This window comes from Roseovarius amoyensis (genome assembly GCF_003260265.1).
In the GTDB taxonomy this organism is placed as follows: domain Bacteria; phylum Pseudomonadota; class Alphaproteobacteria; order Rhodobacterales; family Rhodobacteraceae; genus Roseovarius; species Roseovarius amoyensis.
In genome coordinates this window covers 1-25,061 of record NZ_QITQ01000031.1, presented here as the reverse complement: position 1 = coordinate 25,061, position 25,061 = coordinate 1, and the positions used below count along the sequence as shown (strand labels likewise).

Annotated in this window: 28 protein-coding genes; 18 read left to right on the top strand and 10 right to left on the bottom strand. The window is 57.0% G+C overall.

Going from position 1 to position 25,061, the window contains the following annotated elements:
- On the bottom strand, positions 1–261 hold a 261-nt coding region (locus DL899_RS17180), incomplete at its 3' end, for a transposase (protein WP_162685626.1).
- A gap of 230 nt (positions 262–491) precedes the next feature.
- On the opposite strand from DL899_RS17180, the gene DL899_RS17175 reads away from it, so the two are divergent.
- The 10 genes from DL899_RS17175 (at position 492) to DL899_RS17130 (ending at position 7,651) form a co-directional block, all read left to right on the top strand.
- The gene (locus DL899_RS17175; protein ID WP_204355343.1) at positions 492–1,445 is read left to right on the top strand and encodes an MvdC/MvdD family ATP grasp protein; all 954 of its coding nucleotides are present in this window, start codon (positions 492–494) and stop codon (positions 1,443–1,445) included.
- The gene (locus DL899_RS17170) at positions 1,433–2,089 is read left to right on the top strand and encodes a hypothetical protein (protein ID WP_111735583.1); all 657 of its coding nucleotides are present in this window, start codon (positions 1,433–1,435) and stop codon (positions 2,087–2,089) included. Before DL899_RS17175 ends, DL899_RS17170 begins: the two co-directional genes overlap by 13 nt.
- Before the next feature lie 83 nt (positions 2,090–2,172).
- Complete coding sequence (locus DL899_RS17165; RefSeq protein WP_111735582.1) at positions 2,173–2,931, top strand: DUF1883 domain-containing protein; 759 nt, start codon at positions 2,173–2,175, stop codon at positions 2,929–2,931.
- 252 nt (positions 2,932–3,183) lie between these two features.
- The gene (locus tag DL899_RS17160; RefSeq protein WP_239494745.1) at positions 3,184–4,077 is read left to right on the top strand and encodes a DUF4394 domain-containing protein; all 894 of its coding nucleotides are present in this window, start codon (positions 3,184–3,186) and stop codon (positions 4,075–4,077) included.
- 131 nt (positions 4,078–4,208) lie between these two features.
- Positions 4,209–4,751: a sigma-70 family RNA polymerase sigma factor gene (locus DL899_RS17155; RefSeq protein ID WP_111735581.1), complete on the top strand. Its 543-nt coding sequence runs from the start codon at positions 4,209–4,211 to the stop codon at positions 4,749–4,751.
- On the top strand, positions 4,748–5,452 hold the full coding sequence (locus tag DL899_RS17150) for an anti-sigma factor (RefSeq protein WP_111735580.1): 705 nt from the start codon (positions 4,748–4,750) through the stop codon (positions 5,450–5,452). Before DL899_RS17155 ends, DL899_RS17150 begins: the two co-directional genes overlap by 4 nt.
- A gap of 75 nt (positions 5,453–5,527) precedes the next feature.
- Positions 5,528–6,079 (top strand): fasciclin domain-containing protein, encoded by a 552-nt coding sequence (locus DL899_RS17145; protein ID WP_111735579.1) that lies wholly within the window; start codon positions 5,528–5,530, stop codon positions 6,077–6,079.
- Positions 6,080–6,154: 75 nt separating this feature from the next.
- Positions 6,155–6,622, top strand: coding sequence for a peptide-methionine (R)-S-oxide reductase MsrB (msrB, locus tag DL899_RS17140; RefSeq protein ID WP_111735578.1), 468 nt, complete (start codon positions 6,155–6,157; stop codon positions 6,620–6,622).
- A complete protein-coding gene (locus tag DL899_RS17135) occupies positions 6,619–6,972 on the top strand; it encodes a DoxX family protein (protein WP_111735577.1) in 354 nt (117 codons plus the stop codon). The genes msrB and DL899_RS17135 overlap by 4 nt, the downstream gene beginning before the upstream one ends.
- A gap of 139 nt (positions 6,973–7,111) precedes the next feature.
- Positions 7,112–7,651 (top strand): recombinase family protein, encoded by a 540-nt coding sequence (locus DL899_RS17130; protein WP_111735576.1) that lies wholly within the window; start codon positions 7,112–7,114, stop codon positions 7,649–7,651.
- A gap of 14 nt (positions 7,652–7,665) precedes the next feature.
- Here DL899_RS17130 and DL899_RS17125 read toward each other — a convergent pair whose 3' ends face one another.
- The 5 genes from DL899_RS17125 to DL899_RS17105 are packed head-to-tail and all read right to left on the bottom strand — an operon-like array spanning position 7,666 to position 12,673.
- Complete coding sequence (locus DL899_RS17125) at positions 7,666–9,117, bottom strand: hypothetical protein (RefSeq protein WP_111735575.1); 1,452 nt, start codon at positions 9,115–9,117, stop codon at positions 7,666–7,668.
- Between the two features lie 23 nt (positions 9,118–9,140).
- On the bottom strand, positions 9,141–9,860 hold the full coding sequence (locus DL899_RS17120; protein WP_111735574.1) for a hypothetical protein: 720 nt from the start codon (positions 9,858–9,860) through the stop codon (positions 9,141–9,143).
- Positions 9,857–10,621 carry a hypothetical protein gene (locus DL899_RS17115; RefSeq protein ID WP_162685625.1) on the bottom strand — a complete coding sequence of 255 codons (765 nt, stop codon included), beginning with the start codon at positions 10,619–10,621 and terminating at the stop codon, positions 9,857–9,859. Before DL899_RS17115 ends, DL899_RS17120 begins: the two co-directional genes overlap by 4 nt.
- The gene (locus tag DL899_RS17110) at positions 10,614–12,452 is read right to left on the bottom strand and encodes a hypothetical protein (RefSeq protein WP_162685624.1); all 1,839 of its coding nucleotides are present in this window, start codon (positions 12,450–12,452) and stop codon (positions 10,614–10,616) included. The genes DL899_RS17115 and DL899_RS17110 overlap by 8 nt, the downstream gene beginning before the upstream one ends.
- A complete protein-coding gene (locus DL899_RS17105; protein ID WP_111735571.1) occupies positions 12,449–12,673 on the bottom strand; it encodes a hypothetical protein in 225 nt (74 codons plus the stop codon). Before DL899_RS17105 ends, DL899_RS17110 begins: the two co-directional genes overlap by 4 nt.
- Before the next feature lie 358 nt (positions 12,674–13,031).
- On the opposite strand from DL899_RS17105, the gene dcm reads away from it, so the two are divergent.
- The 5 genes from dcm (at position 13,032) to DL899_RS19480 (ending at position 17,088) form a co-directional block, all read left to right on the top strand.
- Positions 13,032–14,297, top strand: a complete 1,266-nt coding sequence (dcm, locus tag DL899_RS17100) for a DNA (cytosine-5-)-methyltransferase (RefSeq protein WP_111735570.1) — start codon at positions 13,032–13,034, stop codon at positions 14,295–14,297.
- On the top strand, positions 14,297–14,770 hold the full coding sequence (locus tag DL899_RS17095; protein ID WP_111735569.1) for a very short patch repair endonuclease: 474 nt from the start codon (positions 14,297–14,299) through the stop codon (positions 14,768–14,770). Before dcm ends, DL899_RS17095 begins: the two co-directional genes overlap by 1 nt.
- A complete protein-coding gene (locus tag DL899_RS17090) occupies positions 14,748–15,968 on the top strand; it encodes a type II restriction endonuclease (RefSeq protein WP_111735568.1) in 1,221 nt (406 codons plus the stop codon). Before DL899_RS17095 ends, DL899_RS17090 begins: the two co-directional genes overlap by 23 nt.
- A gap of 83 nt (positions 15,969–16,051) precedes the next feature.
- Complete coding sequence (locus DL899_RS17085) at positions 16,052–16,780, top strand: ParA family protein (protein ID WP_111735567.1); 729 nt, start codon at positions 16,052–16,054, stop codon at positions 16,778–16,780.
- Complete coding sequence (locus DL899_RS19480) at positions 16,777–17,088, top strand: hypothetical protein (protein WP_162685623.1); 312 nt, start codon at positions 16,777–16,779, stop codon at positions 17,086–17,088. Before DL899_RS17085 ends, DL899_RS19480 begins: the two co-directional genes overlap by 4 nt.
- Here the strand turns inward: DL899_RS19480 and trfA are convergent.
- The 4 genes from trfA to DL899_RS17065 form a co-directional block, all read right to left on the bottom strand.
- A complete protein-coding gene (trfA, locus tag DL899_RS17080; RefSeq protein ID WP_111735566.1) occupies positions 17,085–18,137 on the bottom strand; it encodes a plasmid replication initiator TrfA in 1,053 nt (350 codons plus the stop codon). The genes DL899_RS19480 and trfA overlap by 4 nt on opposite strands.
- Positions 18,138–18,366: 229 nt before the next feature.
- On the bottom strand, positions 18,367–18,855 hold the full coding sequence (locus DL899_RS17075; RefSeq protein WP_111735565.1) for a hypothetical protein: 489 nt from the start codon (positions 18,853–18,855) through the stop codon (positions 18,367–18,369).
- A gap of 124 nt (positions 18,856–18,979) precedes the next feature.
- Positions 18,980–20,824 (bottom strand): type IV secretory system conjugative DNA transfer family protein, encoded by a 1,845-nt coding sequence (locus tag DL899_RS17070; protein WP_162685622.1) that lies wholly within the window; start codon positions 20,822–20,824, stop codon positions 18,980–18,982.
- A complete protein-coding gene (locus tag DL899_RS17065; RefSeq protein ID WP_111735564.1) occupies positions 20,821–21,108 on the bottom strand; it encodes a mobilization protein in 288 nt (95 codons plus the stop codon). Before DL899_RS17065 ends, DL899_RS17070 begins: the two co-directional genes overlap by 4 nt.
- A gap of 236 nt (positions 21,109–21,344) precedes the next feature.
- Between DL899_RS17065 and mobQ the strand changes: the two genes are divergently transcribed.
- From mobQ to DL899_RS17050, 3 genes are all read left to right on the top strand, one after another.
- Positions 21,345–22,622: a MobQ family relaxase gene (mobQ, locus tag DL899_RS17060; protein WP_111735563.1), complete on the top strand. Its 1,278-nt coding sequence runs from the start codon at positions 21,345–21,347 to the stop codon at positions 22,620–22,622.
- Positions 22,622–23,149, top strand: a complete 528-nt coding sequence (locus DL899_RS17055; RefSeq protein WP_162685621.1) for a hypothetical protein — start codon at positions 22,622–22,624, stop codon at positions 23,147–23,149. The genes mobQ and DL899_RS17055 overlap by 1 nt, the downstream gene beginning before the upstream one ends.
- A 412-nt stretch (positions 23,150–23,561) precedes the next feature.
- Positions 23,562–24,446 carry an ArdC family protein gene (locus DL899_RS17050; protein ID WP_111735561.1) on the top strand — a complete coding sequence of 295 codons (885 nt, stop codon included), beginning with the start codon at positions 23,562–23,564 and terminating at the stop codon, positions 24,444–24,446.
- Positions 24,447–25,061: the final 615 nt, after the last annotated feature.

The following is a 25,061-nucleotide window of genomic DNA, read 5'->3' as shown; positions in this document are numbered from 1 at the left end:
TGGGTTCTCGGCCCATCGCGCCACCACCGCCTCATCCGAGAGCGCGAAAGCATGCTGAAGATACAGAAGCCCCGCCACAAGACGCGGAGAGGTGGCGGGACGACCGGTGTGGGAAGGGAAGAACCCCGCCCATTCCCGCTCGAAGATGTTCCAGTCAATCAGGACTGCGAGCTTCACCAGCTCATGGCGCATGTCGATCATCTCGACCAATCGGGCGCGCAGGAGATCGTCTTGTTCCGGAGGGAGCTTTCGCGGCTTCATATCATGGCTCGAAATTGCAGGGTTTCCGCCCGGATAATACGAAATCCTGCACTTCCTGCCCAACAAATTCGTGCCATACCCAAGCAAAATCAACCGGATAAGAGTTGTTCAGGGCGAACTAAGTGGCCTCTGGATTAGCCCGGAAGGCCCGCTGTGCTGTGATCCGAGCCATATACCGATGAGCAAGAAGAATGACATTGAGACCGGCGAGGATCAGAAGGGCCAGTAAGTTGTCGCTGGATGTCCAAGTTCTTATCCTTACGAGCGAACTCGATTTCGCTACTGATCGGATTTGTCGTAAACTTTTAACCGATGGAATTGCTTTTCTGCGGCTCAACCGCGAAACTCTGTCAGAGGTAAGCCTCACAATTCTTCCTACGCAAGGAATGCTTCTCTGCCGAAAGGATGGGCATGAGTGGCGCGTGGGTGAGAAGCTTCGTTCAGTATGGTGGCGGCAAGGCACCTTCGACCGCAATGTTGCTAACGGGTACACATCTGTGAATGAGCAGATGGAGAGGTCGCAATGGTCTGCGTTCATGAGGTCGATTATGGTCGCTGATAGCGCAACATGGGTTAACGATCCCTCTGCGATCTATCGAGCAGAGACTAAGGCTGTCCAGCTCAATCACGCAGCTCGGATCGGTTTTGACGTTCCTGAAACTCTGATGACAAATGATCGTTTTGCGGATGTTGAGGAAAGGATTGGGTCTCGGGTTGCGTTGAAGAGCATAGATACGCTTCTTCTCAGGCAGGGGGATGATCAACTTTTCGGTTACACGACTCTTACTGATTGGCGGGCCGTCGCAACTAAACATCTGCATTTGGCCCCGGCGACTATTCAGGCTCCGCTTCTGAACAAACTTGACCTGCGTGTCACAGTTATGGGTGAGAGCCATTGGTGTGTGGCTATCAAGAGGCACGGGGAAGGGATCGATGGAGATTGGCGGCTTACCTCCAAATCTGACATCGAGATAGAAGACTACACTTTACCAGCGGACGTATCTCAAAAATGTCTGCAACTGGTTCGTTCTCTCGGGCTACGATACGGAGCGATTGATCTTGCGCTGTCAAAGGGGCGTTATTGGTTTATTGAAGTGAACCCCACGGGGGAATGGGGATGGCTGGATAGTGATGAACGTCCAATGACATCTGCGATTGCCGGGTATTTGTCATGCCCGTGTTGAAATCTGTGTTGAGGTTCCCCTGCTCGGCCACGATGGCTTTGGCGATCCCAATACAAATGGCGATAGCCAATCGGCACGTTGCCAAATCTGATATAAATACGGAAAATATTGAAGCGCTTTCTGATGGGGATCTCCAAGACCTAATCCTCTCCGAATGGATCAGGGCTAAAGAGCTAGATGAAAAGTTGCACAAAATGACCACGGTGCTATCCGTCGCGGTAGCCATTGGGGGGTTGGTCAGCACCACGATGTTGCAGAGTGTCGGTGGGTCTACAGCTAAGTATGTAGCGATTGGTTTATATCTTGCCGCGACTTCTCTGTTGGTCATCGGAATTGCCTTGGGCTTCAATGGGCTTCTTCCGAAGAAGCGCTACGGATATGGTGCCGCTTATATGCGGAATGTCGCCACCGGAGGAGAAACTGCTCGGCAAGTGATGATTGAGGCAGCGCGAGAATTTGAACGAGATAATCTCATTCGGTCGAACGAAACCACCGCAGCTGTCGTGTCGATTCGAAATGGAGTGTTGGTTTTCGCGTTGGGGATCGGGGTAAACCTATATGCTTTAGCTACGACCGAACTGGACGCGCCTCAAGAGCCACCAATAATTCTTGTCGAAGCCGCAGTGATTGCAAGAGGGGGATGAGCCGCTTTGTGTCGTGGCGTTACGGGAGTATCTATTTAAAAGTACCGGGCAATGAGTTCTGATCCGCGAGAAAGGCAGGAAACGTGCAGTTTATTCACAATGACCTAGGTTCCCGACAACGTGGTGAGATTGTCGAAGTTACACTTACCAGCGGTGCCAACGTTCGCCTAATGACGAACTCCAACTTTTCCAATTATAAGAATGGGCGGCGGCACCAGTATGTCGGCGGATTAGCTAGAAAATCTCCGGTTCGTTTACAGATACCGAGTAGCGGCCATTGGCACGTCGCGATTGACATGCAGGGACTGCGCGGTTCAACACGTGCGTCCGTCCGTGTTCTGCCGAGTCCGTTGCCCGAAATCCGCGAGGCCCCCCTGAACTCGGTTCCCGGTCTAGTCCGAGACGTGCCTCCGGCGGTGTCGGACGACGCGGAAGCCTATGATGTATTCATTTCGCACGCCTCCGAAGACAAGGATTCGATTGTCCGCTCTCTGGCGGAGGCCCTTCAGGGGAGAGGGCTGGCGGTCTGGTACGATGAATTCACCCTTCGTATCGGCGACAGCCTGCGCCGCAAGATTGACGCTGGTCTGGCCAGAAGCCGCGTCGGACTTGTGGTTATTTCCCCTTCCTTCATCAGCAAGGGCTGGACGAACTATGAGTTGGACGGGATCGTCACGCGGTCTGTTTCCGGCGAACAGATTCTGCTGCCGATCTGGCATGAGATCACCAAGCAGCAGGTCATGGATTTCAGCCCTTCCCTTGCCGATAAGGTTGCGCGCAGCACAGCCATGCACACGGTCGATGAAATCGCGCAGGAAATCTTCGGTCTTCTGAGGGAGTAACCTTCAGCTGGCATGTCGCTTTATCAACTTCTGAAACGGGCAACGCCGAACGACGAGTTCCGTCGTCTGATTGGGATCGCGCGATAGCAGTTAAGCACGGCCAAAAACGGTCCATTTTGACCTGGCCAGAAACGTATGAGTTTTGGCCGTGGTTGTGCTTTGGTCTTGGCATCATTGCCATACAATTCTGAAATCTTGAGATTGCACTGAAACTATTCAGTGTTGCCTTTCGTGGTTGAGAACAGAGCGCATATGAACAGGGTGCGTGTCGAGGTCAACTTGAAAGGAAAAATGATGAAAACCCAAGCTCTTGTGACGTCTCTGATTGCTCTTGCTGCCAGCCCGGCATTTGCGGCAGGACATGCGGCGGTTTCCGGGTATGCCCTTGCCGATGATGGCGCAACGCTGGTCGTGATGAGCGATGTGAACGCGCCTGGTGAGGTGATGACCTATAGCCTCGCGTCTCCGCTGAAAGCGATTGCCTGGCGTCCTGTGACCGGCGAATTGCTCGGCTTCTCAGATGGTATGATCGCGACGATTGATCCGATGTCCGGCGAAATGACCGATCTGGGCGCATCGTTCATGGATGATGCGATGATCGGCGACGGCAAGATGGTCGCCTTTGATTTCAACAACAAGATCGATGCTGTACGTGCCGTGACATCGGCGGGCGACAACCTCGTCTATTTCCCCGAAGGATTTGGCGACAATGATGAGCGTGCCGGTTCCGTGCGCCGCTTTACCGACCTGGCCTATGCCGAGGGCGATTCCATGGCAGGCACGACGCCGATGATCTTCGCCAATGCCTATACGAACGCGATCAATGGCGAGACAGCGGGCGATACGTTCCAATATGCGCTGGATGCCGAAACTGACACACTGGTCAGCTTGGCGAACAACGCAGGCACGCTGGAGACCATCGGCAAGATCACCGTTGATGGCGCAGAGGTCGATCTGGCCCCGATGGGTGGCTTTGACATCGTGTCCGCCGCCGAGGGAGAGAACATGGCGCTCGCCATCCTGCAAATGGAAGGCGCTGCGTCCGCAGGGCTCTATGAAATCGACCTCGAAACCGGCGCAGCGACGATGAAGGCCGACCTTGGCATGGGCGGTATTACAGGTTTTGCCGCATCGCTCGGTATGTAGCCTGTGACGATTGGGTAATGAGTTGATCGGTACCTGTTCAGGGTGGCCCCCGGCGTCAAGTGATTGTCGTTCGGGGCCATTTCTGTCAATTAGATGAAGGAAAGGCGCTATTTGAACGGCTTAAGGCACAGATGACGGACCGCAGCGACATTGAAGAGTTGATCGGCAAGGTCGCGCTTGGCGACAGGGCCGCACTGGCTGCGCTTTATGATGCCACAAGCGGGAAACTTTTCAGCGTCTGCCTTCGTGTCTTGAAGAGCAGGCCGGAAGCCGAGGATGCACTTCAGGACGTGTATCTTCGGATATGGGCCAAGGCGGACAGATACGCAGTAACCGGTCACTCGCCAATGACATGGCTCATCACCGTTGCGCGGAACTTGGCGATTGATCGGCTGCGCGCGAAGAAGAGAAACCATGTCGACCTCGACAGCGTAGGCGAGCTTGTCGAAAAGCGCCCTGGCCCTGAGGCTGCGAGTATCGCCACGTCAGAGCAGCGCCGGATCAGCGCCTGCTTCGAAGAGCTGCCGCCGGACCGAGCCGATGCTGTCCGCGCTGCCTATCTCGACGGCGCGACCTACCAAGCGCTTGCGGACCGCTTCGATGTGCCGCTGAACACGATGCGAACCTGGCTGCGTCGCAGCCTGATATCTTTGAAGGAGTGCCTTTCGCGATGAGCGACCACCAGGACATATCGGAAGACGAGGCGCTTGCCGCTGAATACGTCTTGCGCCTGCTGGACGCAGACGCGGAGCGGGAATTTGTGACGCGCCTTCAGGCCGAGCCGGACCTGCGTGCGCGTGTGCGGTTCTGGGAGGCAGAGTTCTCGGCCCTCGCCGATGAAGTGCCGGGTGAGACACCGTCGCCATCTGTCAGAGCCAGACTCGTCGCCGAACTGAGCGGCGAGAAGGTAAGCGCAAGGCGCGGCTGGACCTGGAATTGGTTCGCTTTCCCTGCAGTGGCTGCATTGGCCGTCGTTGCATTCCTTGCGCTCAGCCCCATGTTGCGCGGCCCGGTATTTGACCCGACGCTGCACGCTACACTGATTTCAGAAGATGGCGCGGTACATATTGAGGCAGGGTACGCCCCTAACGGTAACTTGTTCAAAGTGATCCCCCAGCAGGGCATGCCTGCGGCAGGGCGGGATTTCGAGCTTTGGGTCATAAGTCCGAATGCCGATGCGCCTGTGTCGCTTGGTGTGATCCCTGCTGATCAGGAAAGCCTTTTTGAGATCACTCCGGAGATCGCCGCCTTGATCGATGGCGGAGTTCTGGCTGTCTCTGATGAACCGACCGGTGGTTCACCGACAGGCGCGCCCACTGGAGCCATTCTGGCAACCGACGAATTCTTCGACGCAGATTTATTTCAGGCAGGCTGAAACTCTTCCAGGCATCACGCCGTGGCTCCTCATAACCGCAAAAGATCGCGGGCAATCATGAGAGGAGACTTACAAATGAAGATCGTATCCAAACTGGCCACCGCCGTCACAGCATTGACCATTGCAACGGCAGCCTACGCCGAGAACCCAATGGTGGGTGGCGCGCCGATGTTCGAAACCAAGAACATTGTTGAAAACGCGGTGAACTCAGCTGATCACACCACGCTTGTCGCTGCCGTACAGGCGGCAGACCTGGTCGAAACGCTGCAAGGCCCCGGACCTTTCACAGTCTTTGCGCCTGTCAATGATGCTTTTGCGGCCTTGCCCGCAGGCACCGTCGATACACTCCTGAAACCTGAAAACAAGGCTATGCTGCAAAAGGTTTTGACCGCCCATGTGGTGGCCGGTGATTGGTCCGCTGCCGAGATTGCACGCCAGGCGCGCGCATCGTCCGATGGGTTTTATCACTTCAACGCTGTCTCGGGCGACGCGCTGTCGGCACAGGTCAAAGGCAACAATGTCTACATCTATGACGAAAATGGAAACGCCAGCCGCGTCACCATCGCAGATGTCGATCAGTCGAATGGTGTAATCCACGTCGTCAACGCCGTTCTTGTTCCGAAATAATTCGAGCAGGACCGTCCGGATGAGCCAGCCTACCCCCTGGCTGGCTCATCCGGGCATTTCCAGAATAGGTGACGCATGAATCGAAGAACATTTCTCTTGACCACGGGTGCCGCCTTAGCAGCCCAGCCACTTCGGGCCGCGTCTTGTGGCTTTGAGATTTGCCGAAGTGACGCCGAGTGGCGCGCGCGCCTGAGCGAGAACGAATACCTAGTTTTGCGCGACGAAGAGACCGAGCGCCCCTACACCAGTCCCCTGAACGACGAGACGCGTGCTGGCACTTACCAGTGTCGCGGATGCGATCTACCACTCTATAGTGCCGCCGCAAAATACGACAGCGGAACCGGCTGGCCCAGCTTCTTTGAAAGCCTGCCGAATGCTGTTGGCACGAAAGAAGATCGAAAGTTCATCTTCCAGGTTCGGACCGAGGTCCACTGCCGTCGCTGCGGCAGCCATCTGGGTCATGTCTTCGATGACGGACCAGAGCCAAGCGGCAAACGGCACTGTCTAAATGGCCTTAGTCTGACCTTCGTCGCCGCAGGATGATCAATCGATTTGAATGGGCTTTCGGACGATATCTTCTAGCGATCTTGTTTATCGCCGGAACTGCCCAGAAAGCGATAAACCCCGACCCTGCGCAAGAGCTCTTAGTGGGCTTTGGATTGCCGGAGTGGCTTGTCTGGCCCGCGCTTGTCTTCAATGCATTGGCAGCAAGCCTTCTGATTGCAGGCAAGTTTCTGAGAGCAATCGGCTGGGCGCTGGCCTTGTACTGTTTCGTGACCAGCGTTTTCCATTTTGTGCCGTCTGATCCTTGGCAAATGTCTATTTTCGTCAAGAACTGGGCTTTGGCGGGCGGTTGTTTAATCTTATCGGCAGCCTCGGTCTCAAGGACATAAACCCCCTGCCAAAACGCATGCGCCAAAAACGGTCGTTTTTGTCCGCGTCCCCTGCCCCGCCCAGGATCAACCGGTTAGCTTGGACAAAAACCCCCGGCAAAACCTTTGCAGTTTTGGCAGGTTTTTGGCACAGTGAGGCATGATCATCGGATATGCCCGCGTCAGCACGGACGACCAGAACCTAGATGCCCAGACCGACGCCCTGGAGGCAGCCGGGGCCGGGAAGATTTTTGCGGACAAGATCAGCGGATCGAAACGCGACCGCGCCGAGCTGGACAAGATGCTGGATCAGCTCCGCGATGGCGATGTTGTGACCGTCACGAAATATGACCGCCTGGCCCGGTCTTTGAAAGACCTCCTGGAGATCGTGGAGACGATCCGCGCGCGCGGTGTCGGCTTCCGCTCCCTGGCCGAGGATATCGACACGACGACGCCGGCCGGCCGTCTTGTGTTCCATGTTTTCGCATCCATCGCCCAGTTCGAGCGGGAACGGATTTCCGAGCGGACCAGGGAAGGACTGGCATCCGCGCGCAAGCGCGGGCGGATCGGCGGCAGGCCCCCTGCCCTAACGACCGCACAGAAGGATGAGGTCCGGCGGATGAGAGACGTCGAGCACCGCGCCGTCTCAGAAATCGCGCGGCTGTTCAAGGTCAGTGAGAGAACGGTGCGGAGAGCATAGTGCACACAAAAAGGTCATAGCTTACTAGCTGACGCCCTACGAGACCCATCTATGAAAAGGATAGGTGAAGTTGCCTCACCCCGTGCACTTGTGGCATTCTTGACCTCAAGTAAACGCTTGTCCTTCCACCCCATGTGTCCGACGTCCACGACGACGTAGAAGCCAGACATAGTTTCCTCGGCTGTTTTGTAGGTCTCAAGCTGTTTCGTGTACCCGTCAACAAGCTTTGGGTTTCGGGAAAGCTTGATCTCGACAACAACGCGCCCTGAAAAACCAAAAGAGACTTTGAAATCAACCGGGCCGTTACCGGTCTCGGCTTCAGGCGTCAGGTCAAGATCGTTCGCTTTGCAGTAAGCATGTGCGACGGCGAAAAATAGACGCTGGGCGGCGATTTCAGGGCGAGGCTTTCCCCGGTGATAGAGTTCTTCAGAAAACCGTCGATCTTCGATCAAGAAACGGAACTGCTCGATGATGGTCTTGACCACACTTTCAACGCCAGCTAGGTCCATTTTGGCCGGAGCTGAGATCGCCAATGGCTCCGACTCGGCCAACGCGGCTGCGATCTTGCGCCAGAACACCTCGCCCAACGGGTCGCCATGCATGTCATACGCGGTCGGGCTAGCCCCGCGCAGCATTTCCATGAAAGTCTGGAATGACGCCTTGTCGGACAATGCCCACCGGCGGATTTCATCTTTGTCCTTCTTGCTCTTAACAAGCCACATGCGCGCGATCTGGTCATTCACGCGCGAGCGAAGTTGAGCGTTCTTCGAGGCGGCGTCGGCAACATCGGACCAATCCGCTGCAATTGGTAAATCGCGAAGAATGTCGCTCGGCACGAGGATCACCGGGTCTTCCGGGCCGATGTACGGATTTGCCGCCAACTGGCCAGTGTAGGTTTTTCCATTCTTCAGCGAGATGGTCATTGGCTGCGTGGAAACACCGAGTTCGGGCAAGATGCGCTCGTTGAGCGCGATTAGGTCGCCCACGATGACATTCGAAGTCATGTCGCTGATACGATCAGGTCCGACGCCATTTTCAAACAATGCCATGGCAACGAAGAGGTCCGGGTCTTCGATACCAAGCTCAACGATCTGACGCGCCGTGTCGATGTACTGGCTGGTCATTTCGGAACCGGAACCACTGCCGGAAACCGATTGCGCGCCATACCCAAGACAGGTCCATTTGATTTCAGGGAAGGTCAGCAGGCGCGCCGCGCTCTTCCATGCCACATCCGATGGAGACTTCGCCTTCGCCAAGAACTTGATGATCGTTCCAAAGTGATTTTCGTAGGTCTGACGGGCATTGCTCGAAACTTCCGTGTGGCTGGAATCTTCAAGCAAAAGAGGATCAATGAAGAGCTTGGTGTCGGCGTTTAGCGTAGGGTCGAGGATACCTCGGCCCTCAAGCTCTTCTGCATCGATCCCATAGTGTTCTGAGAACCTGACTGGATTCCGAATTTTGCCCATCGCATTGGCCTAATGTCACAATATCAAGAAGGAGCCGTTTCGGGCTTGAAGCGCGAGAACTCGGCAGGCAACGTTGCAATAATCTCCTTTGGCTCACGCTCTTCGAGGTCCCATGTCACATCCAGTTGCTGCCGCACCTTTGCCAGTCGCCGTGGCGTACCTCCGCTTTTTCCACCCGCACCGCGCTTTAGCGCGCCGGTGGCATCGTTGAAGTATAGTGATCGAGCAACCTGCTGAAACGCGGGGTTAAACATGTCCTGTTGACTGGTCAGTTGCTCGCGGATTTCAGGTAGAACTGCCGGTGCACCGCAAAGAAGGTGATCTGCGTCATCCCCCAGTGTTTTGAGGAGAAGGACCGGCATTCTGACAAGATGGCGTTGACCCTTCTGCCAATCGTTGGGGTTGCTCGGATACCAGCGGTGGACCTCGCCGACCTTCATCGTGCCATCACCCGCCTTCTTGAACAGTTGATCGCGCATCGCAAAAGTAAGCCATGCCCAGAATCCAGTGTCCGGCAGAATTTCAAACAGGTTGGTGGTGCCTATTGCGGCAAGCACAGCTTGCGCCATGTCTTTGGCGGTCTCGAAATCCTTGGGGATGAAGCTTCCAGTGCCTTGCACGGCAGAGGTCAGAGCGGGATCAGTTGGGTCGATAACAGCATCATCGATCTGGCCGGTGAATGCCTTCTCGAAGGCATCCAGACCGTTTTCGTTGAACCTGCGCAGAGCTGAGTATGAGGTCATGATACGGTCTCCTGCTTGAGCTTGCCAACCAGCAGCTCCAGAACGCCATGCCGCTGGCAGAAGCTGTCGAGAAGATCATTGACCCAAACCTGCTTTTGCTGGCGGCCATCAGTCCACGGTACTGCCCGACCGGGCATCAACGTGTCAGCCCATCCCAGCCAGTCCTTTGCCCATGCCTGTTCGGGCGGCGCATTGGCGAAGAGAATGTCGTCAAAAACCTCGCGGATGATAGCGGGGAGGACGCAGCTTACGAAGATCGGGTCGTTTCGTACCCATGTGCGTGAGTCCGGTATCTTTTTGTCGATATAGACGATGGGATAGTCGTCTTCCCGCACGTCGAGCTTCCAGCTTCTTGGCGCGATATCATGCGGCTGAAACAGCAGTATGCCTTCGCTGGCTGTGCCGTCCTGGTCGTCGCCACCTGTGCGCATCGTCCAAGTATCGGTGCTGCCAAGAAGAAGCCCTTTCTGTTCGTGATTGGTGGCTACAATCCGCAGTTGGCACGATGGGGCCGAGAACGCGCCGCTCTTGATCTCGGCAGTTGTCTTCATCGCTCCAAGCGTTCCGAACTCCAATGTTTCGGAGAACTTGTTTTCAAACAGCCGAAGCTTGATGCGGGCTGTGTCTGGCATTTTTTTAAATGCCTTGGGGTCCGCAATTGTCATGGAGACAAGCTTTTTTGCTCCGATTTCAACAACTTTGGCCTCAACAGCTGAGCGTGCGAGCTGTTTTCGTCCCGTCAGTCTGATCCTCTTACGCATTCTTCCAAGGCCTTATGCTCGTATCCAGTTCCCGGTTCGTATCGAAGCCGGTGATCTTGATCTCGGTCTCCGGCCCGCAATTCACCGCCTTCAGCTTGTTCTTGTCGGTGCTCACTTCACAATCCGAGTGAATCAAGTTGAGGTTCTCGAACTTGAAATCGTACGGGCTCCACGACGGCCGCCGAGAACCGTCAGCATAGGCAAGCCCTACGGTGACGTTCACTGGCCATTCGGTGAACTCTGGGTTGGCCTTTATCCGGAGTCCATCATCAAGCGTTTCGACTCTGAACACTGGAGGTCTGGGCGGCGGCGGCGGCTCTGGCGGATCATCCGGTTTGTCGGGCTTTTTCTTCTTGCCCGGCTTGTCGGAGGGTTTCGAAAAGTAGCTGTCAAAAACATGTGCGTCGGGAGCGGTGGTATCCGGTGTAAGAAGCAGCCTAAGCTCTGCTGGAAGGTTTTTGACGAGGCGTTTGGCACGTGGTCCGTCAAAGCCGTGATCTTCCAGTTTTTGACGGACATCCTTCGACTCCAGCAGGTCCAGATGTGCCTTGCCCTCGCAGAAATTCAGATAGATCGCCAACTCCCCCTTGCCGACGAGCATGACGAGATCAAGTTCACCGGGGCTTTTTGCCCTGACATCGGGCAGACTCATCCCTTCACGAAACAGGCGGTCAATCGGTCGTTGTCCGGACGGTGTGGAGCCCATCGAGGCCTGAAGAGTAACTTCTTTCTCGATACCATTGCGCGCCAACGGGAAGGCGATTTCCAGCACCACATCCTGTCCGCTGGCGATCTTCTTCTGCAGGGCCTTGATTTCGGCCGTTTTCCGCAGTGGCTCAAGATCATTCTTGAGAGCGTTTGTAAGCTTGATCCTGTGCGGCGAGGTTTCTTCCTGGGCGTGGCGGACAAGGTCCAGGTATCTTGCAACGTTGGCCCTGACCGCTTCGTCGTTCAGGTGTTCTGCTACATCGAGCGCTACTTCTTCGATGGATGAGGCGTCCAGTACGCGGCCATCGACGTTGAGCGCGAGGGTGCCATTCATGATAGCAGGGGCAAAATTCTCGATGGCAGCGGCCAGAATGCCATCCGGCTTCAGTTCAGTGTGTGGATAGAGGATGGCAAGGCCAAGGCCGCTCTGGTGATCGCCGTCATAACCTTTGAATCCAAAGGTATTGCGTAGCCGGGCATGAAATTCCGGTGTGTCGTGAAGCGAATAGATATTGCCGTTTTCGGTGGCCGCCAGATAAGCGTGCGTGGATTTCAGGTGATGTCCATCTTCCTGTGGCCGTAGGACCGCCATCCCGCAGACAGCGCTTGCTCCATCGTCGGCGCGCCTTGTATATCCAATCACCGACTGCAGGCGAGAAGCGATCAGAAAAGTGACTCGTCCGATGCCGCGCCCTCCCCTGCCCGAGCCATCCTTGTTGGAAAGCCCAAAGTTGAGCCAGTAGTTCCAGAAATCACTGGTGCGGCTGCCTAGATCGCCGCTCAGGCCCTTGGAGTTGAAATCCTCGACCAGAAGCCAGCGAACGTGCCCGTTGTCCCATTCCGGAGGTATGTCCAACCCTGCTGTCTTGCGATGTTCTATCACCTGCTCCAGGAAGGCGCGGCGCGGGCCGATCCCATCCGAGTGAAAGGTGAAGTTCACAAAAACGGGCTTCGTTGGATCAAGGCGTGCATCGAGGCTGTTCTGAATGGCCTCGCGCACAAAGGTTTCGTAGTACGGAAAATCCGATCGGTCGAACATTTCCGAGTCGAGACCTTGATTGATCGGCGTCGCGCCAACGTTGGGCCAAATCCAGCTCCAAGGTTGCGTAGCAAGTACGTTCATTCGAGACGAAACCCTTCTTCGCGCGCGTCCGCATCCCCGCCGAAGCGGCTTTTGGCGGCATCGAGTTCCTTTTGAAGCGTCCGGAATATCTTGCGGATGTCGTCTTCTCCGTAAGCATACGCACTGCGGTTAGAGAGATTGCCAATCAGGCGGATATCCTTGATCGCTCGGTTTACCCGGGATTCTGCCAAGCTTACGAATTTTCCGCGCTTGTCTCGCATTACATTTCTCTAATGATTCATGTTATGTGGTCGCCATTTCTACTATGTATGATCATATTTGTCAAATATTGCAAATATAGTCCCAATGTAAGGGTAAAATGTAGACGTATGATTGGCGCACGTGAGGCGTAAGCGCCTCTGTGTACGCAATATTTCTGCGTTGGCGTGCTCAGTGAATCCTGAGAAGAACCTGGCAGAGGGCTGTAACCGCGCGAACTGCAGGTTCTGGTGTTGCGATGGAAACTGAGTCTTAACTTTTGAAGAACAAAATGCGAACATAGGGGAAATATCTCTTCCCAATTCTGCTGGGACATATTATGACATGTTGTCAATAACTGACACAGATTGAGGCAGGCAAATGAACGCACATCCGAGAACAGAATTCGCTGAACTGATGGAGCGCGCCGGTCTGGGCATAGAGGATGCTGCCAGCCTGCTCAGTATCAGCGAGCGAACGGTGCGGCGGCATGTGAACGGTGAAGGCAAGCGCATCGACGCCCTCAAGCTGGAAAAGCTGCGCGAGGTTGCCAACTCGCGCTGCGCGCATGATCGGCCGGAAGGTTTCCGGTTTGTCGATCTGTTCGCAGGTGTTGGCGGGATCAGAATTCCGTTCGAGGAAATCGGTGGCCGTTGTGTCTTCACCGCTGAGTGGGACCGGTTCAGCCGAGAGACCTACCACGCCAACTTCCCGGAGCCAGCCGACAGCGAGCATGTCTTCGCGGAAGACGTGCGGCCATGGGCTGACACCCCGGAGAAAATCCCCGCACATGATGTTCTGCTGGCCGGTTTTCCCTGCCAGCCCTTTTCCATCGCCGGGGTCAGCAAGAAGAACGCACTGGGTCGTCCGCACGGATTCATGTGCGACACTCAGGGCACCCTCTTTTACGACCTGGCCAAGATTATCGGTCATCACCGCCCCCCTGCCTTCCTGCTGGAGAACGTGAAAAACCTTGAGCGCCACGATGGTGGCAAGACCTTTGCGACCATCATGCATGTGCTGGAGAACGAGCTGGGCTACCGTGTCTTTCATCGGGTTGTCAGCTCGACACCTTGGGTACCGCAAAAGCGCGAACGCATCTTCATTGTCGGCTTCAAGGACCACAGCATAGATTTTGACTTTGACCAACTCGCCATCCCTGAGGGCGACGGCCCCACACTTGGCTCGATCCTGGATAAGGAGGTTGATCCGAAGTACACGCTGACAGAACACATGTGGACCTACCTTCAGGGCTACAAGGAGAAGCATCGCAAGGCCGGGCACGGCTTCGGGTATTCGCTTTTCGGACCGAAGGATGTGGCGCGGACCCTTTCGGCCCGGTACTACAAGGACGGGTCCGAAATCCTGATCGAGCAGATCGGCAATCGGCCACGCCGCCTGACGCCACGCGAATGCGCTCGCCTCATGGGCTTCGAGAAGCCGGGAAGAACCGCCTGGAAAATTCCTGTCTCTGATACGCAGGCCTATCGCCAGTTCGGAAATGCTGTTGTCGTGCCGGTAGTGCGAGCTGTCGCACAGCTCATGCAATCTCGCATTTTCGAGGCCATGGAGCTGGACGGCCGCGATGTGCCGGAGGGCATGCAGGTGCGACTTCCCTTGCCGGAACCCGGAATCGCAGCAGAATAATGCCCACCGATATCGTCACGGCCGCTACGCGAAGCCGGATGATGTCGGGCATCCGGGGCAAGAACACAAAGCCGGAGCTGGCGATCCGTTCGGCGCTCCATCGTGAGGGCTTCCGGTTTCGGCTGCACCGCAAGGATTTGCCCGGCCGACCGGATCTTGTATTTCCGCGACATCACGCCGTTCTCTTTGTTCATGGCTGTTTCTGGCACGGGCACGACTGCCACCTGTTCCGATGGCCAACTACCCGACAGGAGTTTTGGCGAAACAAGATCGAGGGAAACGCTGCACGGGACAAAAAGCAGCGTGCAGCCCTGCTTGATGCAGGCTGGCGGGTAGCAATTCTTTGGGAATGCGCAACAAAGGGCCGGACCCGCCTGCCCTTCCCTGAGGTTGTCGAAGCCTGTGTTATGTGGCTGAATTCTGACGAAAGACTTTTGGAGATCGAGGGCGATGAAACGCGGGCAGCTCGCTGACTATTTTGAAGGTGTCGGGGTCAAGCGACTTTCGGCCGTGGACACCGAGCCAAAGACATCAAATCAGCATGAAGTCGGAACGACCAGGGGAATGCGGGGTGCCTTCCTTGGCGAAGATCATCAGAGGAAGTTCGATGCAGTCTATGTCTGGCTGGGTGAAGATCAGGACGGTATTACTGCTGAAGGCTGGGCAACCCACTACGACGCGCGTAGAAACAAGCCCAGAGCGGCGGAATGGCGGCTTTATTACCCCTCCAATCCCGTGACCGAAGCCATGAAAGCTGGTGACACACTCTTTCTCGCCAAGGATCGGCACGAAATCCTCTGGTTCATTGTAGCGCCTGAAGGATCAACAAGCGAGCAGCAGCTCTTCTGGTTGTTCGGTCTGCGCCCGGAAGGCCAGTCTTTCGTCTCACGGGAATTCACCGATGCAGAGCCGGAGCTGGATTTTGCCGCCCGCTATATTCTGGACGAGCTAGGGGTCGAATTTGAGGAGCCCGAGGCTGACAAACTCGACAGTATTATTGAAAAATTCGGCTCCACATTTCCGCCTACCGCCGAATTTTCGCAGCTCGCACGGCTGACATTGCCCGAGGTCCAAGCAGAGGATGACCCCGACGCTGCGCTGGTGGCCTGGCTTGACCATGAAGAAGCCCTTTTCCGTCGACTTGAGCGCCGTGTCGTTGCCGAGCGTCTTGAACAGGGCTTTGTAACTGCCGAAGGGACAGATGTGGATGGATTCATAAGCTACTCATTGGGCGTGCAGAACCGGCGCAAGTCGCGCATGGGGCATTCTCTTGAGAACCACATTGCGGCTGTGCTTGATTCACACGGCGTTGCCTATGTGCGCGGAGCGATCACGGAACATAACCACAAGCCGGATTTCCTTTTCCCAAGCCTTGAGGGCTATCAGGCCGCAGCAGAAGACGATCCGAGTTTGACGATGCTTGGGGCGAAGTCCACCTGCAAGGATCGCTGGCGTCAAGTTTTGGCTGAAGCCGAGAAGATTTCGCGCAAACATCTTCTGACTTTGGAGCCGGGGATTACAGAACCACAAACGGCCCAGATGGAAGCCTCATCCCTGCAGCTCGTCGTGCCACAGTCGATTCAGGCGACTTACACCGCTGCGCAACAAGAGTGGCTTTGGTCTGTGGCCGGATTCATTGGGGAGGTCCGGCGAAAACAGGCGGCAGCTTAGCCTGTTGGCGAGGATAACTCTAGAGTTAGAGTTAATTATAAAGTTGTCGTTGACTATATCTCTAGCTCTGACATTATGGCTTCATGTATGTCATTACCTTCGCAAACCCGAAGGGCGGTTCGGGGAAAACGACTTCCGCCATACTTCTTGCTGAACAGATCGCCCTTTCTGGAGGGCGGGTGTCTATTCTCGATCTTGATCCGAACGCCAATATTCTTGCCTGGTCCGAAGGCAGGAAGGCGGAAGGGCGCAATGTCCCGTTCTCGGTTCACTCACGCCCACAGGCCGAAGAGACTGTTGAGTTGATCGACCGTCTCTCTGAAGAGGCCGATTACCTTATCATCGACCTGGAAGGCTCGAAGGACCAGATAGTTACCTTCGCCCTGTCCCGGACGGACTTGTGTGTGATCCCGCTGGATGGTTCGCCCATGGAGGCCCGACAGGCTGCGGCGGCTGTCCGTCTCGTGCAAACGACATCAAGCATGATCCGCGCACCCATCGCGTATTCTCTGTTGTTCACGCGGACCAACGCAGCGTTTCAGACCACAGATGAACGCGACGTGCGGCAGGAAATGGAGCTGAACAACATCCCGACACTGCCGATCCGTATCGCAAAGCGCGCGCCCTATACCCGTATCTTTCGTGATGGGGTGCTTCTGGCGGAATTGCCTGACATCGTGATGGATGAACTCAAGGGCAAGACTGCATCTGTCAAAGACAAGGCCATGAAGCAGGTGACCGGAGCCATTGAGAATGCCCGAGACTATGCTCAGGCTGTCATTCGTGCTCTTGTGGAAGAGAGGGCGGCATGAGCAAGTACGGATTTGGCGGCGGTATTGAACTCCCAAAGCCTTCGGATGCCCCCAGAACGCGTCCCAAAGCCGAGCCAAGCTCGGTTGAGAAGGCGGTGGAAGCTGGGAAGAACCTTGGCTTTGTCAGTCGGGAATCTTCTACGCGGCTGAAACCCGGCCCGAAGCGCAAGGAGCCTCAGGACAAGGTTTCAATTCCCGGTCCAAAGCGAGTTGTCGATGAATATCGGGCGTTTTGCCGAGAGAACAACCTGACGCTTTGGCAGGGTCTTGAGTTGTTGCTGTCCGAGAGACGAAACGGTTCAGATTAGGGGCGGCCGCGTTTCTCGAAGACCTTCTTGCAGAAGCCGATAAAGGCCGCATCGGGGTTGCGGGGTGGTTCTGTCATCCACTCTCGCCATTCCCGTTCCAAAACGTAGACATCCCACCCTGGGGCGACTCGACGTGCTTTTTGGTGAGTTTCAGGATCAAGGTGAAAGGTGATTTCATCTGAGAGGGCAGGGGTGGCGGACAAGCTTCCCCGGTTGATGAAATGTACCATGTCATCGACAAGCCGAACCGCATAATCCGGCATGTGGTCGTGCTCCTTGTCCTGCGCCACAATGTTATTGACCAGCCGCTTGAATTCTCTCGGCGTTGAAGCCGAGCCACATTTCCGTTGCAGCGCTCCAAGGCTGATTTTCCACTCTTTCTGCTGCCCGCAGTGCTTTCGGGCGATCTCGTAAATTCTTCGTTCCAACGGCTTGCGCAGACGGAAGTAATTCCGGTGCAAGGTTAGAACTTCATGAGCCTCAATCGCGTTGAATACCCAATCCGAGAGCTGGATTTCGATTTCCTGCATCCTGCCGTCACGCGTCTCACGCACGATCCGCGCACGATCTATGATACTGAAAATATCGAGCTGCTCGGTCTCACCAGTGACGATGTTCGTTTCGATCTGTGTGCCCTGCAGCCTGGTCAAGGCGCTTTTCAGGCCTTCATACCCGCGCCCGTCAGTTGCCCGGTTGGTTGCCTTCAGCATATCGAAGGCCGTCAGACGCACCGTCCTGGAGACCTTCTGTCCTTTGTTGAGAGCAGCCATGATCTGACTGATGCAGTAGATCAGCACATCCCGGTCATGGATCGTAGCCAAACCATCAGCTGACGGCTTTACCTCCAGGTAGTTCTTTCCGGTCTCATCCTCGTAGCGCCGAACACGATGATCCGGCTTTGTTGACAGGGAAAAAATGGGGTGCGCCATCGATGCCATGTCGCCTTTTGGTGCCGCATCAAAGATGTCGCAGACAAAAAAGTCGCCCTGCTCTTGCCGATCCGGCAGGAGGGGTGAACGATCAATGTCTTTCGTGATTTCACACACCATGCGACTATGTTCGTGATTTCACACACGCGGTCAAGACCTTTCGTGATTTCACACACGGATCATCGTGACTCTACACACGATCTTTCGTGATTTTACACACAGAGCGCTTATTATTATCTCTCAGTACCAATAGGTTACGGCATGTTTCCACAACCGTAACACAGATTTTAACACATATATAACACCCACAGATTGCCTGCCGATCCGAGTCCAGCGCCCCGCAAGACCCTCAGTCCTGGTAATGCACGCAGGCATAGCGGGCTGTTGAAGCGGTGAGCCACTGACCTCCAAAGACAGCGCATGTGTCACCGTTGATTGCTGAGAAACGAGGAAGTGTCACCGTCAGGACAAGGGCCAGAACGACAGCGCCAAGACCGAACCGGGGCAAGAGACGTTTCAGGCGATCCGCCTTTGCCTCACGGTCGCGCTGCTGATTGAGGATTTCCCATTTGTCCTCTTTCGCTTTTTCGAGAACCTGTGCCGTCACATAGGTCTGTTGTCCGAGTTCCACCCCGAATTCCCTCATCCTGGCAAGGCTGTCATCGATCCGGCCTTCGATGGTTTCACCGACCATTTCCCCAAATTTCGCCGGATCGGTCTGGGACCGCGCCGCAAATGCCGCCTGGCGCGCTTCCGTGGCGGTTTTCACCAGCCGGTCGAGGGCGTCTGTCTGACCATCGACACGATCCGAGACCGAGGCCAGCACGGTGCCGATCATATCGAGGGTTTCCCTGGGCGCATATCCTGCTCACAGGCGAATACAGATGGAAAACCAGATGATCTCCGGTCTTAGGGTGTCATTCTGCACTCCGCCGGAGCAGACCCCACCTTGCCCTACAAACTCAATTCAGCGGATTCTGATCAAATCGTCCACGGTAGGCCGTGGTCTTGAAATACACATTCTGCTTTGCCTTGAGCGGATTGCGGTTGCCTACCAACAGTAGCAGATCATCGGCCTTCATCCCCGTGATCTGCTCAGCGGTCATGAGCTTCTGTCGTTGCTCCGAATAAGAAAAATCCCGTCCCACGTTCGGAGCCTTGCCCTCTCGAATTTGCTGAGAATAGACCGTGCTTTCCCCGAGGTGGCGCGCTGCCCATTCGGCGGTTTCGATATCGTTGAGGTTGAAGACGCGCTTGGTGATGCAGGAGCCGAAGATCGAGCGCGCATCGTTCGGCCCATAAGCCTTTTCGACCTGACCCGTGTCCTGGGTGACGAACAGGGCTTCCACACCGGCACCTGCGGCGACGTTGGCGATGTTCATGATCTGCTCCATGCGGCCCATCCGCACGAATTCATCCAGCACCAGCAAGATCGGGGCCTTGACCTTGCGCCGCCCGTCCTGGCGCACGACCGTGCCCAGGACGAGGTTGATGAACAAGCGCATGAAGATCGCTTGCTTGTCCACCTGATCGAGCGGGACCACGATGAAGAGATCGACTTGGTCATCGAGCAGATCATCCATGCGGAAGCTGGACCCGGCCAAGAAGTGGCGCATGTTGTCGGACTGCATCCATTCGAAGGCTTTTGAGACCGCTGTCTGGATTGACCCGCGTTCACGATCACCTGCGCGCAGGATCGTGGCGGCGGTTTGGGCAGGGCGGTGGCCGACAAGGTCCGCGTTGTCGGCCCAGGCTTCCAGCGTGCTGTCGAGGTTTGCGGACATCAGGAGATCGGCGACGGCGATCAGATTGCGCCGGTCAGGCTCTTCCTGCGTCACGACCACCTCGATCGCGGCGGCGATCAGCTGACGGGCCATTTCCGAGAAATGCGCGCCGTCGCCTTGTTCGGGTTTGACCAGACCGTCCGCAACCAGGGCCACGTCGCGCGCCAGCTCATGGGGGCGGATGTAGTCGAGCGGGTTGAACTGATCCTTGCCGTCCTCGACAAGGCCGAAGGGGTTGAGGACGGCCACCTTGCGCCCGAGCTCTTCCCGGTGCCGCCGCGTGACCGCGAAATTCTCACCCTTGATGTCCAGGACGACGACCGGCCCCTGGTGATCGAGGATCGCCGGGATCACGGCGCTGACGCCCTTACCGCCCCGTGTGCCGGAGACGACGAGGTGATGACCGCCACGCCATCCCTTCGCATCGTTCTTCGCGTAGCGCAGGAGCTTGCCCTTGTGCAGGGCGAGGGGCAGGCCGGTCTTGTTGCGCTTCAGCTGGGCCACGTCACGCGGGTCCATCCATCCCGCTTGCCATGGGCCGGTGCGGGATTTGCGGTTGCGGCCAATGCGCGGATTGAAGATCGGCACCAGCGGGGTGCTGACAGCGACAGCCACGCCGAAGGCCCCGAGCGCGAAGGAGATCGCCATAGCCTGTTTCTGGGGATCAGAATACCGCGCCAGCCCCTTGAGTCCTTCCCAAATGGCACGGGGGAGGGGCCAGCCAGCGCCCGTCCATGCCCGGGCAGTCGCCAGAACGTCGCTGAGCGGGCCTCTGAGGGGCGTCAGGGCTGTGAGGGCGGCAGCGCACAGGCAGACCCATGCGAGGAACTTTAGCGGTGTCCTGTGGCGCTCTGCGGTTGTCCCGAGGGTGTCGAGGATGGTGGCCACGGCGATGATCGGGAAGGCATAGGTGGTCATCGGGTAGATTGCGACCGCTTGCGGGGCGAGAAACATGGCGGCAGCGGCCAGGATTACCGCACCGATCATGATCACCCAGTGTCGGGCTTCCAGAACGAAGTTCATGGCAGGTCCTCCCGATCTTCCGGAAACAGCAGCTGCCAGAGCCCCCGGTCCCGGTCCCGCTGAGTGAGGCGGTCTGGCAGGTCGCGCCGCACGATGCTTTGCAAAGCAGGCTCGGCGCTCAAACGGTCGAAGACCAAAGTGCCCAAGAGCCATTTGAGGCGGTCTTCGTCTTTCTTTTCGGAGAGACGCCGCCGGGCATCGAGCGCTGCGATCTGTGCGTCGAGCTGAGCTTTCTTCTCGGCCAGTTCTTTGATCCGGGCGTCGGTCGGGCGGCTTTGGGACATGGGGAAACCTCGGGAATAATCGGGGCGAATGTAGTGGCGGATTGATAGGTTGAAAAGATTTAAATGCGCGCTTATACATTGTCTTCGACAACGTGCGCGTCCTCATGGGGGTAAACCCCCGCGCCGGACGGCTTCCCCCCCAAGGCGGCGATGCCGCCTGAACGAGGGTTTCACCCTCGCGCTCCCGACCAGCGCAACCAGGCGCTGGACCCTGTTTGAAGAGAGGTGTCCCAAGCATGGCGATCTATCACCTCAGCGCGAAAGTGATCAGCCGGGCCGGGGGCCGGTCATCGGTCGCAGCCGCCGCCTACCGGACGGCTGGGCGGCTGCGGGATGAACGGCAGGGGGTGGAGCATGACTATTCCCGCAAAGGCGGGGTCGTGCATTCCGAGATCATGGTCCCCGAGAACGCGCCCGACTGGATGCGCGATCGCGACCAGCTTTGGAACGCCGTTGAGGCGGTCGAGAAGCGGCGTGACGCGCAGCTGGCTCGCGAGATCGAGGTGGCCCTGCCGCGTGAGCTTGATCGCGGCGAGCGGTTGGAGCTCTTGCGCGGGTTTGTTCAGCGCGAGTTTGTTGATCGCGGGATGATCGCGGATGTGGCCATTCACGAGGGCAAGGCCCGTGATGGTCAGGGTCAGCCCCATGCGCATGTTATGTTGACGATGCGGGAGCTGACCGGCGAGGGCTTCGGGAAGAAGGATCGCAGCTGGAATGCGCCGGACCTGCTGATGGGCTGGCGCGAAGCCTGGGCGCGGGATGCGAACGCTGCCCTTGAGCGGGCAGGGCGGTCGGAGCGGATCGATCACCGGTCCCTTGATGTGCAGCGCGCCGAGGCCGAGCAAGAGGTCGAGCGGGCGCGAGGCGGCGGGCAGGAAGAGCTTGCGCTTGAGCACGAGAAAAAAGTGATCGAGCTCAGCCGGGAGCCCGAGCCCAAGATCGGCCCATCGGCCAATGCCCAGGAGAAGCGCGGGATCGTGACCGAGCGCGGTGAGGCGTTCCGCGCAGCACAGGCGCGCAATGCGCAGCGCCAGGAGCTGGGCTGGCGGCAGTTGGAATTGCGGTTTGAGCTGATGGAGCGCGGGCGCGCCTTCATTGCCACCGCACGTGAGCGGCTGGATCAGCTTTGGGGCCGCGCCGAGGCGGCGATGTCACGGATCAAGGAGAGGGTTATGGGCGAGGTTGAGAGGTCGCAGGCAGGTGCCGAACGCGGTGATATGGACGCGCGCCGGGCAGCCGTGTTGGGACGCGATGGTGATCGACCAGAGCTGCAAGCGCCGGATGTGGGGCGGGAGAGGGTTGCGCCCGACGATCCGGGCCGCGAGCGCCGGGACGCCATCCTTGGTCGGGTGCATGAGATCGGACAGGAGCGTGATGCAGCTGCGGTAGAACGGGACATTGCCGCCCGTGACGGCGAGGATCGTGACCAAGGGCGGCGGGATGACATTCTTGGGCGCGGGCGTGATACTGCGTCCGAGCGTGGGCAGGGCCGCGATCGAGACAGAGGCCGATAATGCAAGAGAGCAATATGAGCGGATCAGGAAATGGTGTATCGGTGCCCACTGATAGCGAAGGTGTACTGGTTCACCAGAATATTATAAATGGAGCGGTGTGTTTTTTTGCCACAAGGAATGGGGTGGAGATTGATACCACTGAGATAAGGCAACACCTTCCAGAAGGCTTTCTTAATATTTTTGATGAAAGGCATGAGCTGGATAGCGAACGATACATAAAGTCTTGTGAGATTATTGGATTGAAGCCAATCCGTGTTGATTTTCTGATACCTAAGGTGGATATTGAGCGGCTTAGGCAGGCCGCATATTCGGGGAATCAGTATGAATGCGAGGTTGCCGATGATTTGATAAAATTGGCAATGGTGATGCCTGATGGGTTTGAGGCTATTGGCAGTGATTATGACAAGGACGCGTTGATTTCTTCGTCTAAACGTCGAATTCACTATGCCAAAAAAAACAATAGATTTGACGTTGTCTGGTATGAGAATGTGTTTTCTAGGCTAGAGAAAATACTGGTGCATCAATAGTCGCATTTATCTGTGAGTTTTGGCAATCGCGGCAGTCTGCCGGTCTTGCTTTGAGCGATAGACAGGGCCGGGGATCGACGGGCTGACGCCCGCTCACCCCAACCCTGACAGTTTCCAAGTCCTGTTGATCCGCCTGCCATCCTGGCAGGTCCGAGAAAACCGGCAAGCGCCGCCGTTGGCGTCGGTTCCGGTCGAGAATTCCGGTTCCTCCCACGCGCAGGCGCGCGGTTCCTTCCCAAATTCACGCCCTCCACCCGGTTGTCACGGCCCCGCCAGGCCGCAGGACGGGCTTTGCCCTTACCTGCTCTGCCCTTTGGAATGCATGGGCATTCCAAAGATCAGAACAGGAAGGCCCGCCCATCGGCGGAAAGGGGAAGAGACCCGGCCCGCGTCACTCGAAGGAGGGTCACAAATGACCAAAGAGAAGTTTGACGTTTATTCCCATGTCACCAATCAGATCATCGCCCAGATCGAGGCGGGGACACCGCCCTGGCGCAAGCCGTGGACCGGCGGAGGCGCAGGGGTCAGCTTGCCGGAACGGTTCAACGGCGAGGCCTATCGGGGCATCAACATCCTGATGCTTTGGGCGACAGCGATGGCGAAAGACTACAGCTCAGCCCGCTGGATGACGTTTAATCAGGCCAAGCAGCTTGGGGGCCATGTCCGCAAGGGCGAGAAATCCGCCACGGTTGTGAAATACGGCACCGTTGAGCGCGAGGACGAGAACGGCGAAGAACGTCAGATCCCCTATGCCAAGGCCTACCGCGTGTTCAATGCCGATCAGATCGACGGCTTGCCCGCTGAATTCTACATCCTGCCCGATCCGCCGCGTGATCTTGGCACCGTGGCCGACCCCGAGCTGGAGGCGTTCTTTGCCGCGACTGGCGCGCAGATCGACGTGACCGAGGAGCCGCGCGCTTATTACAATATCAAGACCGACCGCATCCACATGCCGCCGATTGGCACGTTCCACCGAGCCGCAGGATATTACGGCACCTTGGCGCATGAGCTGACCCACTGGACAGGAGCGACAAAGCGACTGGACCGCTTAGGCCGGTTCAATGACCGCAAGGCCTACGCGTTCGAGGAGCTGGTCGCCGAGATAGGCAATTGCATGCTCTGTGCACAGATCGGGGTGGAGCCTGAGTTCGACCAGAGCGCGGCCTATGTCGAAGGATGGTTGGAGGCGATGAAGGAAGATAGCCGCGCGATTTTCCGCGCCGCGTCAGAGGCGCAGAAGGCCGTGGATTACATCATGGACCGCACCGCGCAGGCCGACAGGATGGCCGCCGAGTAACAGCGCGCACCGCCGAAATGATCGAGGCCCCCGTCAGCAGGCGGGGGCTCTTTGCGTTGTGGTGTGATCGAAGTGGTGGACGGTTTCAGGGTGACCTGTCGGCGGGCAACCTGAAGGCCACCCGCCGACAGGCCCGGCGCTTCGCGCGGACGGGCATGGGATGCCCGGTAGAACAGAAAGCCCCTCTTGCAGAAACGTTACCGTACGATCCTGCCCCGTCCGGTATACGATTCCAGAATCGGCGGGCGTAATCTCGAAAACGGGGTGTCGGAGCCTGTGGCGCTCCGTTATCTTGAGCCGTGATTGCGGGAGTTGCATGCTAAATATCTGTAATTGCTTGCCTTGAGCTATCTTACAACTCACACTTAACTAACATTTTTCCCAATTGGAGTGAAAAGGTATGCATCCACTTCTTCATACGACGCGCCGTACGCGAGCACAGCCGAATGGTGTTCGCCCCGTGAATGCAACCTACGATTTTCTAAGTGGTTCGCCCTGAACATCGCCGTCAGGCTGCCAGTTTGTCGACTTGAACTCTTCGGTCACGTGCCATTTCCTCGTCAACGATCATGCAAGTTCGGCAGATCAGCCAAGTCAGCTGGCGCAAAAAGACCC

Excerpts from the sequence above, each read along its gene's own strand:
- DL899_RS17170 (WP_111735583.1), top strand. The coding sequence starts at position 1,433 with ATGCCCGTGTTGAAATCTGTGTTGAGGTTCCCCTGCTCGGCCACGATG.
- DL899_RS17160 (WP_239494745.1), top strand. The coding sequence starts at position 3,184 with ATGAACAGGGTGCGTGTCGAGGTCAACTTGAAAGGAAAAATGATGAAA.
- DL899_RS17155 (WP_111735581.1), top strand. The coding sequence starts at position 4,209 with ATGACGGACCGCAGCGACATTGAAGAGTTGATCGGCAAGGTCGCGCTT.
- DL899_RS17150 (WP_111735580.1), top strand. The coding sequence starts at position 4,748 with ATGAGCGACCACCAGGACATATCGGAAGACGAGGCGCTTGCCGCTGAA.
- DL899_RS17145 (WP_111735579.1), top strand. The coding sequence starts at position 5,528 with ATGAAGATCGTATCCAAACTGGCCACCGCCGTCACAGCATTGACCATT.
- msrB (WP_111735578.1), top strand. The coding sequence starts at position 6,155 with ATGAATCGAAGAACATTTCTCTTGACCACGGGTGCCGCCTTAGCAGCC.
- DL899_RS17135 (WP_111735577.1), top strand. The coding sequence starts at position 6,619 with ATGATCAATCGATTTGAATGGGCTTTCGGACGATATCTTCTAGCGATC.
- DL899_RS17130 (WP_111735576.1), top strand. The coding sequence starts at position 7,112 with ATGATCATCGGATATGCCCGCGTCAGCACGGACGACCAGAACCTAGAT.
- DL899_RS17125 (WP_111735575.1), bottom strand. The coding sequence starts at position 9,117 with ATGGGCAAAATTCGGAATCCAGTCAGGTTCTCAGAACACTATGGGATC.
- DL899_RS17120 (WP_111735574.1), bottom strand. The coding sequence starts at position 9,860 with ATGACCTCATACTCAGCTCTGCGCAGGTTCAACGAAAACGGTCTGGAT.
- DL899_RS17115 (WP_162685625.1), bottom strand. The coding sequence starts at position 10,621 with ATGCGTAAGAGGATCAGACTGACGGGACGAAAACAGCTCGCACGCTCA.
- DL899_RS17110 (WP_162685624.1), bottom strand. The coding sequence starts at position 12,452 with ATGAACGTACTTGCTACGCAACCTTGGAGCTGGATTTGGCCCAACGTT.
- DL899_RS17105 (WP_111735571.1), bottom strand. The coding sequence starts at position 12,673 with ATGCGAGACAAGCGCGGAAAATTCGTAAGCTTGGCAGAATCCCGGGTA.
- dcm (WP_111735570.1), top strand. The coding sequence starts at position 13,032 with ATGAACGCACATCCGAGAACAGAATTCGCTGAACTGATGGAGCGCGCC.
- DL899_RS17095 (WP_111735569.1), top strand. The coding sequence starts at position 14,297 with ATGCCCACCGATATCGTCACGGCCGCTACGCGAAGCCGGATGATGTCG.
- DL899_RS17090 (WP_111735568.1), top strand. The coding sequence starts at position 14,748 with ATGAAACGCGGGCAGCTCGCTGACTATTTTGAAGGTGTCGGGGTCAAG.
- DL899_RS17085 (WP_111735567.1), top strand. The coding sequence starts at position 16,052 with ATGTATGTCATTACCTTCGCAAACCCGAAGGGCGGTTCGGGGAAAACG.
- DL899_RS19480 (WP_162685623.1), top strand. The coding sequence starts at position 16,777 with ATGAGCAAGTACGGATTTGGCGGCGGTATTGAACTCCCAAAGCCTTCG.
- trfA (WP_111735566.1), bottom strand. The coding sequence starts at position 18,137 with ATGGTGTGTGAAATCACGAAAGACATTGATCGTTCACCCCTCCTGCCG.
- DL899_RS17075 (WP_111735565.1), bottom strand. The coding sequence starts at position 18,855 with ATGATCGGCACCGTGCTGGCCTCGGTCTCGGATCGTGTCGATGGTCAG.
- DL899_RS17070 (WP_162685622.1), bottom strand. The coding sequence starts at position 20,824 with ATGAACTTCGTTCTGGAAGCCCGACACTGGGTGATCATGATCGGTGCG.
- DL899_RS17065 (WP_111735564.1), bottom strand. The coding sequence starts at position 21,108 with ATGTCCCAAAGCCGCCCGACCGACGCCCGGATCAAAGAACTGGCCGAG.
- mobQ (WP_111735563.1), top strand. The coding sequence starts at position 21,345 with ATGGCGATCTATCACCTCAGCGCGAAAGTGATCAGCCGGGCCGGGGGC.
- DL899_RS17055 (WP_162685621.1), top strand. The coding sequence starts at position 22,622 with ATGCAAGAGAGCAATATGAGCGGATCAGGAAATGGTGTATCGGTGCCC.
- DL899_RS17050 (WP_111735561.1), top strand. The coding sequence starts at position 23,562 with ATGACCAAAGAGAAGTTTGACGTTTATTCCCATGTCACCAATCAGATC.